Genomic DNA, 8,098 nt, shown 5'->3' on the forward strand with positions numbered 1-8,098 from the left:
ACTCAGGTGCCCCTGTAACGAATGTCAGCAACGCAATCGGGCTGGTATTACTTTTCTTCCAGCTCGATGTTGATACCCAGCGAGCGGATTTCTTTCAACAGTACGTTGAAGGATTCCGGCATGCCTGGTTCCATCCGGTGATCGCCATCCACGATGTTTTTGTACATCTTGGTACGGCCATTCACGTCATCGGATTTCACCGTCAACATTTCCTGCAGGGTATAAGCTGCACCGTAAGCTTCCAGCGCCCATACTTCCATCTCACCGAAACGCTGACCACCGAACTGCGCCTTACCACCCAGCGGCTGCTGAGTAACCAGGCTGTAGGAACCGGTGGAACGTGCATGCATTTTGTCATCAACCAAGTGGTTCAGCTTCAGCATGTACATATAGCCCACGGTGACCGGACGTTCAAACTGCTCGCCGGTACGGCCGTCAAACAGCGTAATCTGACCGGAAGTCGGCAGATCGCCCAGCTGCAGCAGCGCTTTGATTTCGCTCTCTTTGGCACCGTCGAAGACCGGCGTCGCGATGGGCATACCCTTCTTCAGGTTTTCTGCCAGACGCAGCACTTCGTCATCGGAGAACGTGTTCAAATCCACTTTCTGACGAACGTCGTTACCCAGGTCGTATGCTTTCTGGATGAATTCACGCAGTTTGTCCGCTTCTTCGCGCTGCTTCAGCATGGTGTTGATCTTGTCACCAATACCTTTCGCAGCCATACCCAGATGGGTTTCCAGAATCTGACCGATGTTCATACGTGATGGTACGCCCAGCGGGTTCAGTACGATGTCTACCGGCGTACCGTTTTCATCGTAAGGCATATCTTCGATCGGGTTGATCTTGGAGATAACACCCTTGTTACCGTGACGACCCGCCATCTTATCACCAGGCTGGATCTGACGTTTCACGGCCAGGTACACCTTGACGATTTTCAGCACGCCCGGCGCCAGATCATCACCCTGGGTGATTTTGCGGCGTTTGGCTTCGAGTTTCTTCTCAAACTCGTGTTTCAGCTCGTCGTACTGCTCGGCCAGCTGTTCCAACTGATTCTGTTTTTCTTCGTCAGTCAGACCCAGTTCCAACCAGCGCTCACGCGGCAGCTGATCCAGCTTCGCGGCTTCAACGCCACCGCTAACCAGCACGTCGTGAATACGGGCAAACAGACCGGCTTCGAGGATCTGCAGTTCTTCAGTCAGGTCTTTTTTGGCCTGCTTCAGCTGCATCTCTTCAATTTCCAGAGCACGTTTGTCTTTTTCAACGCCGTCACGGGTGAAGACCTGAACATCGATAACCGTACCGGAAACGCTGTTAGGCACGCGCAGAGACGAGTCTTTAACGTCAGACGCTTTCTCACCGAAGATAGCACGCAGCAGTTTCTCTTCCGGCGTCAGCTGGGTTTCGCCTTTCGGCGTCACTTTACCGACCAGAATGTCGCCACCGGTCACTTCCGCACCGATATAAACGATACCGGACTCATCCAGTTTGGACAGCGCGGCTTCACCCACGTTCGGGATATCAGCGGTGATTTCTTCAGGCCCCAGTTTGGTATCACGAGATACGCAAGCCAGTTCCTGGATATGAATTGTCGTGAAGCGATCTTCCTGCACCACGCGTTCGGAGACCAAGATGGAGTCTTCGAAGTTGTAGCCGTTCCACGGCATGAACGCGACGCGCATGTTCTGACCCAGCGCCAGTTCACCCAAATCGGTGGATGGACCATCGGCCAGCACGTCTCCGCGCTCAATCGGTTCACCCAGAGACACACACGGCATCTGGCTGATGCAGGTGTTCTGGTTAGAACGGGTATATTTGGTCAGGTTGTAGATGTCGATGCCCGCTTCACCCGGATACATTTCATCAGGGTTAACGTTGATGACAATACGTGATGCATCCACATACTGAACCGTACCACCGCGTTTCGCTACGGCAGTTACACCGGAGTCGACCGCTACCGCGCGTTCCATACCCGTACCTACCAGCGGCTTATCAGCACGCAGTGTAGGAACGGCCTGACGTTGCATGTTCGCACCCATCAAGGCGCGGTTAGCATCATCGTGTTCCAGGAACGGGATCAGGGATGCACCGACGGAAACCACCTGCTGGGTGGAAACGTCCATGTATTCAACCTGATCGCGGCTGAACAAGCTGGACTCGCCTTTGTTACGGCAGGTCACAAGCTCATCAATGAAGTGGCCTTCTTCGTCCAGATTGGTGTTCGCCTGAGCGATGACGAAGTTACCTTCTTCAATCGCAGACAGGTAATGGATCTCATCAGTCACAACGCCATCACGAACCAGACGATAAGGGGTTTCAAGGAAACCGTACTCGTTGGTCTGTGCATAAACGGACAAGGAGTTGATCAGACCGATGTTCGGACCTTCCGGCGTTTCGATAGGACATACGCGACCGTAGTGAGTCGGGTGTACGTCTCGAACTTCAAAGCCGGCGCGTTCACGGGTCAGACCGCCTGGGCCCAATGCGGAAATACGACGTTTATGCGTGATTTCAGACAGCGGGTTGTTCTGGTCCATAAACTGGGACAGCTGGCTGGAACCAAAGAACTCTTTTACCGCAGCCGAAATCGGCTTAGCGTTGATCATGTCCTGCGGCATCAGCGTATCAAGATCGCCCAGAGACAGACGCTCTTTAACTGCACGTTCGACACGGACCAGACCTACACGGAACTGGTTTTCAGCCATTTCGCCGACAGAACGAATACGACGGTTGCCCAGATGGTCGATATCATCCACTTCACCTTTACCATTACGGATGTCGATGAGTTTCTTCATCACATCAATAATGTCTTCTTTGCTCAGGATACCGGAACCTTCGATTTCCTCACGCAGCAAAGAGCGGTTGAATTTCATTCGACCAACTGCGGACAAATCATAACGATCTTCGGAGAAGAACAGATTTTCAAAAAGGCTTTCAGCCGCTTCGCGTGTCGGCGGCTCGCCCGGACGCATCATGCGGTAGATCTCAACCAACGCGCTCAGGCGATCGTGGGTCGGGTCGACGCGGACGGTCTCGGAGATATAAGGACCGTGGTCCAGATCGTTGGTGAACAGCGTTTCAATTTGCTTGTGACCGGACTGGCTGAGTTTGGCCAGCAGATCCAGCGACAGCTCCATGTTCGCATTCGCGAGCACTTCGCCAGTGCTTTCATCAACATAATCTTTCGCCAGCACTTTGCCGGCAATGTATTCTACCGGGACTTCAATGCTTTCGATGCCGTCTTTTTCCAACTGACGGATGTGACGAGCCGTGATACGACGACCTTTCTCGACGTATACCTTGCCGTTGGCTTCGATATCGAAGGAAGCCGTGTCACCACGCAGACGTTCTGGAACCAGAGCCATCAACAGCTTGTTACCGTTGATTTCATAGACGATTTTGTCAAAGAACAGGCCCAAAATGTCTTCGGTAGAGAAGTTTAATGCGCGTAGGATAATCGTCGCAGGCAATTTACGACGACGGTCGATACGGACAAACAGGTTATCTTTCGGATCGAATTCGAAATCCAGCCAGGAACCACGATAAGGAATGATACGTGCGTTATACAGTACCTTACCTGATGAGTGGGTTTTACCCTTGTCGCTGTCAAAGAATACGCCCGGGCTACGATGCAACTGAGAAACGATAACGCGCTCAGTGCCGTTGATCACGAAGGTACCGTTGTCGGTCATGAGCGGAATTTCGCCCATGTACACTTCTTGTTCTTTAATATCTTTAACGGTGCCTTCTGGCGCTTCACGCTCGTAGATCACCAGACGCAGCTTAACGCGTAACGGCGCAGAGAATGTGACGCCACGGATCTGACATTCTTTAACGTCAAATACCGGCTCGCCAAGGCGATAGCTCACATACTGCAGTTCGGAATTACCGCTGTAGCTTTTGATAGGAAATACAGAACGGAATGCTGCTTCCAGACCGTACTGGCCTTCCGGATCTTGCTCGATGAATTTCTGGAACGAGTCAAGCTGGATAGAAAGGAGATAAGGCACGTCCAGAACTTGCGGACGCTTACCAAAGTCCTTACGAATACGTTTTTTCTCGGTATAGGAGTAAACCATAGGGTTCCTCAGCTCGCTGAAAAGTAGAACCTCTCTGTCCGTCCTAAAAATAAAGGACAGTTCATGCAACACCGTTTATATCGATCGAAAAGTGGAACACTTTTCGCAATACTTGTTTCTATCACTCTTAAACCATTTCGCTGCAGTCGTGTTCAGCGGCCAAAGCGGCTGGAGGCGCAGTATATTAAGTCGTCGATAGAAAAAAATATTGTGGGTTAATCAATGGTCAAACAGTGTGAAACACCATTGATTCCCTACAGCGCAAAAAGGCTGGTGACTAAAAAGCCACCAGCCATCAGCCTGATAAATCAGGCTGCAACCTGTAAGTTAAACTTATTTAACTTCAACAGAAGCACCAGCTTCTTCCAGGGCTTTCTTCAGAGCTTCAGCGTCGTCTTTGCTGATGGCTTCTTTCAGAACTGCCGGAGCAGATTCTACCAGGTCTTTAGCTTCTTTCAGACCCAGGCCAGTCGCGCTACGAACTGCTTTGATAACTGCAACTTTGTTGCCGCCAACAGCAGACAGAACAACGTCGAACTCAGTTTTTTCTTCAGCAGCTTCAGCCGGGCCAGCAGCAGCAACAGCTACAGCGGCAGCAGCAGAAACACCGAATTTTTCTTCCATTGCGGAAACCAGTTCAACAACGTCCATTACAGACATAGCTGCTACTGCTTCCAGAATTTGATCTTTAGTGATAGACATAACAATTGTTCCTAAGAATCAGAAATAGTTTATACGTTAGCAAACACGATGCCAGTAAAAAGGGGCGATTAAGCCGCTTCTTTCTGATCGCGTACAGCAGCCAGTGTGCGAACCAGTTTGCCAGCAGCGGCTTCTTTCATGGTCGACATCAGACGTGCCAGTGCTTCTTCGTAAGTCGGCAGAGTTGCCAGACGGTCAATTTGATCCGCCGGAATCAACTCGCCGTTAAAGGCTGCAGCTTTGACCTCGAATTTTGCATTCGCTTTCGCGAACTCTTTGAACAGACGAGCAGCAGCGCCCGGGTGTTCCATTGAGTATGCAATCAGGGTCGGACCGATAAACGTGTCTTTCAGGCACTCAAACTCAGTACCTTCAACTGAGCGACGCAGCAGCGTGTTACGAACAACACGCATGTATACGCCAGCTTCACGACCTGCTTTACGCAGTTCAGTCATTTTATCTACGGTAACGCCACGAGAATCCGCAACAACCGCAGACTGCGCGCCTTTGGCTACTTCGCTGACTTCAGCAACAATCGCTTGTTTGTCTTGAAGATTTAATGCCATTAGCTTTTGCTCCTGGATTTGGCCGGAGAGATCTCCGGAACTCACTTCACCTGTAGCCAAAACGACCGACAGGCGTTAACACACGGTGAGCAGAATCCAGCAAAGACAAGTCAAACTTTTCTTCAGGCTCTGTCACCGTCTACGCAGGAAAATTAAGCTTCTTTCGAAACACCTGCGGTCTTGGACGGAGGCCTGGATCAGGCCAGGCTCCAACCGAAAATTCTTCTTTCGTCCCACAAGTGGAACAATGCGGCGTAGGATTATAAAGAAATCCAGCGCCGCAGTAAAGAGGAACAAAAGCTATCAGTTAGCTACGGCGTTCAAACCGCTCTGATCGACAGCTAAGCCAGCACCCATGGTGGTGGACAGGCTAACTTTCTTGATGTACACGCCTTTAGCCTGAGACGGTTTAGCTTTTTTCAGCGCAACCAGCAGAGACTCCAGGTTTTCTTTCAGTTTGTCAGCGTCGAAATCAACCTTACCGATAGTGGTATGGATGATGCCGTTTTTGTCGTTACGGTAACGAACCTGACCAGCTTTAGCATTTTTAACAGCTTCAGCAACGTTAGGCGTTACAGTACCCACTTTCGGGTTAGGCATCAGGCCACGCGGCCCCAGGATCTGGCCGAGTTGACCGACTACGCGCATTGCATCCGGAGAAGCAATAACGACGTCGAAGTTCATTTCGCCTTTTTTGATCTGGTCAGCCAGGTCGTCCATACCTACCAGGTCAGCGCCAGCAGCTTTAGCCGCTTCAGCGTTTGCACCCTGAGTAAATACGGCAACACGTACGCTGCGGCCAGTACCGTGCGGCAGCACAGTCGCGCCACGTACGTTCTGGTCAGATTTACGTGCGTCGATGCCCAGGTTTACGGCAACGTCAACGCTTTCTACAAATTTCGCAGTGGCCAGCTCTTTGAGCAGAGCAACGGCTTCGTTGATGTCATACTGTTTAGTTGCATCAACTTTGTCACGGATCACGCGCATGCGCTTGGTCAGCTTAGCCATTTCTTAGTCCTCCACTACCAGGCCCATGGAACGAGCGGTACCTTCAATGGAGCGAGTCATCGCTTCCACATCAGAACCAGTCATGTCCGCAGCTTTGGTTTCTGCGATTTCACGTACCTGAGCACGGGTTACTTTACCTACTTTGTCTTTGTTCGGCTTGCCAGAACCAGACTTGATACCAGCCGCTTTTTTCAGCAGAACTGCTGCCGGCGGAGTTTTGGTAATGAAGGTGAAGGAACGGTCAGAGTAAACGGTAATAACAACCGGAATCGGCAGACCTTTTTCAATGCTGTCAGTCTTAGCATTGAACGCCTTACAGAATTCCATGATGTTAACACCCTGCTGACCCAGAGCCGGACCAACCGGAGGGCTCGGGTTAGCCATACCGGCTGCAACCTGCAGCTTGACGTAGGCTTGTACTTTCTTGGCCATTTAACTTTCCTCGAATGGGTGATAGCGCTTCGTTTAACAAAGCTCCCCGCAGTGATAAAAACGTTTTACACGTCAATCGACGCATAAAATAAAGGCGCGAAATAGTAGTCTATTTTCGCGCCACAAACAAGCAGAAATTCTTAGCGACGAACGCTCAGATTAGCCTTTCTCTACCTGACCGAAATCCAACTCTACTGGAGTCGCTCGGCCAAAGATAGAGACAGAAACTTTCAGGCGGCTCTTCTCGTAATCGACTTCTTCAACAACGCCGTTAAAGTCTGCGAATGGGCCATCATTGACGCGAACCATTTCACCCGGCTCAAACAGAGTTTTCGGACGCGGCTTGTCACCCACCTGCTGCAGGCGGTTCATGATAGCATCGACTTCTTTATCGCTAATCGGCGCGGGACGGTCAGAAGTACCGCCAATGAAGCCCATGACGCGCGGAACGCTGCGAACCAGGTGCCAGCTAGCATCTTCCATTACCATCTGCACAAGCACATAGCCTGGAAAGAATTTGCGCTCGCTTTTGCGACGCTGTCCGCCACGGATCTCCACGACTTCTTCAGTAGGGACCATCACTTCACCAAACAGGTCTTCCATGTTGTGAAGTTTAATGTGTTCACGCAACGACTGAGCGACGCGACCTTCAAAGCCAGAAAACGCCTGAACGACGTACCAACGTTTCTTTGGAGCTTCAGACATCTTAAAACCTCAGGCCAGTAATAAACGATACTAAACGGACCAGGATACCATCCAGTCCCCACAAAATCAGTGACATGACGGCAGTTACCGCAGCAACGATCAGCGTGGTATGTAGCGTTTCCTGACGAGTCGGCCATATGACTTTTCGAACCTCAGTACGAGCTTCACGCGCAAACAGAACGGTCGCTTTACCTTTCGTCGTCAATAACGCTACGCCACCCGCAACAGCAATCAGGATAACAACAGCCAATGCTCGCAGAGGCAGGCTCAATTCACGGTAATAATAATTACCGCCAACCGCCGCAGCCAGCAAAACAGCGACGATCAGCCATTTCAGAGCCTCAAGGCCACGCCCACTACCCTGAGCTTCGGTATTCGCACTCATAAACCAACCTGTCACAATGATTCAGACAAATAATTTTTGCCCAGCATGAAGGGCAAACCAAACCGAATACTACCTATAAAGGGAAAATTCGGGATTACGCCGTTTATACAGAGCCTATCTCACCAATGATTATACTTCACAATCGCTGATGAGATAGGTTCTACCCTGACAGCGTAGAAAAAGGGCATCAAATGATGCCCTTTTATCGCGTGTTGCGTCAAATC

At 50.8% G+C, this 8,098-nt stretch carries 7 protein-coding genes; all 7 read right to left on the reverse strand.

What is annotated here, in order from left to right; translation table 11 throughout:
- Nucleotides 1–47: 47 nt before the first annotated feature.
- Entirely contained in the window at nt 48–4,076 is a 4,029-nt protein-coding gene (gene rpoB, locus AU509_RS16610) for a DNA-directed RNA polymerase subunit beta (protein WP_085653054.1), read from the reverse strand.
- Nucleotides 4,077–4,409: 333 nt separating this feature from the next.
- Nucleotides 4,410–4,778: a 50S ribosomal protein L7/L12 gene (gene rplL, locus AU509_RS16615; RefSeq protein ID WP_026740922.1), complete on the reverse strand. Its 369-nt coding sequence runs from the start codon at nt 4,776–4,778 to the stop codon at nt 4,410–4,412.
- A gap of 68 nt (nt 4,779–4,846) precedes the next feature.
- A complete protein-coding gene (rplJ, locus tag AU509_RS16620; protein WP_085653053.1) occupies nt 4,847–5,344 on the reverse strand; it encodes a 50S ribosomal protein L10 in 498 nt (165 codons plus the stop codon).
- Between the two features lie 303 nt (nt 5,345–5,647).
- Nucleotides 5,648–6,352, reverse strand: a complete 705-nt coding sequence (gene rplA / locus AU509_RS16625) for a 50S ribosomal protein L1 (RefSeq protein ID WP_085653052.1) — start codon at nt 6,350–6,352, stop codon at nt 5,648–5,650.
- Between the two features lie 3 nt (nt 6,353–6,355).
- The gene (rplK, locus tag AU509_RS16630; protein ID WP_085653051.1) at nt 6,356–6,784 is read right to left on the reverse strand and encodes a 50S ribosomal protein L11; all 429 of its coding nucleotides are present in this window, start codon (nt 6,782–6,784) and stop codon (nt 6,356–6,358) included.
- Nucleotides 6,785–6,943: 159 nt separating this feature from the next.
- Nucleotides 6,944–7,489: a transcription termination/antitermination protein NusG gene (nusG, locus tag AU509_RS16635; protein WP_026740925.1), complete on the reverse strand. Its 546-nt coding sequence runs from the start codon at nt 7,487–7,489 to the stop codon at nt 6,944–6,946.
- A gap of 1 nt (nt 7,490) precedes the next feature.
- A complete protein-coding gene (secE, locus tag AU509_RS16640) occupies nt 7,491–7,874 on the reverse strand; it encodes a preprotein translocase subunit SecE (RefSeq protein ID WP_085653050.1) in 384 nt (127 codons plus the stop codon).
- Between the last annotated feature and the right edge of the window lie 224 nt (nt 7,875–8,098).

The sequence above is a fragment of the Lonsdalea britannica genome (assembly GCF_002111595.1).
Classification (GTDB): Bacteria; Pseudomonadota; Gammaproteobacteria; order Enterobacterales; family Enterobacteriaceae; genus Lonsdalea; species Lonsdalea britannica.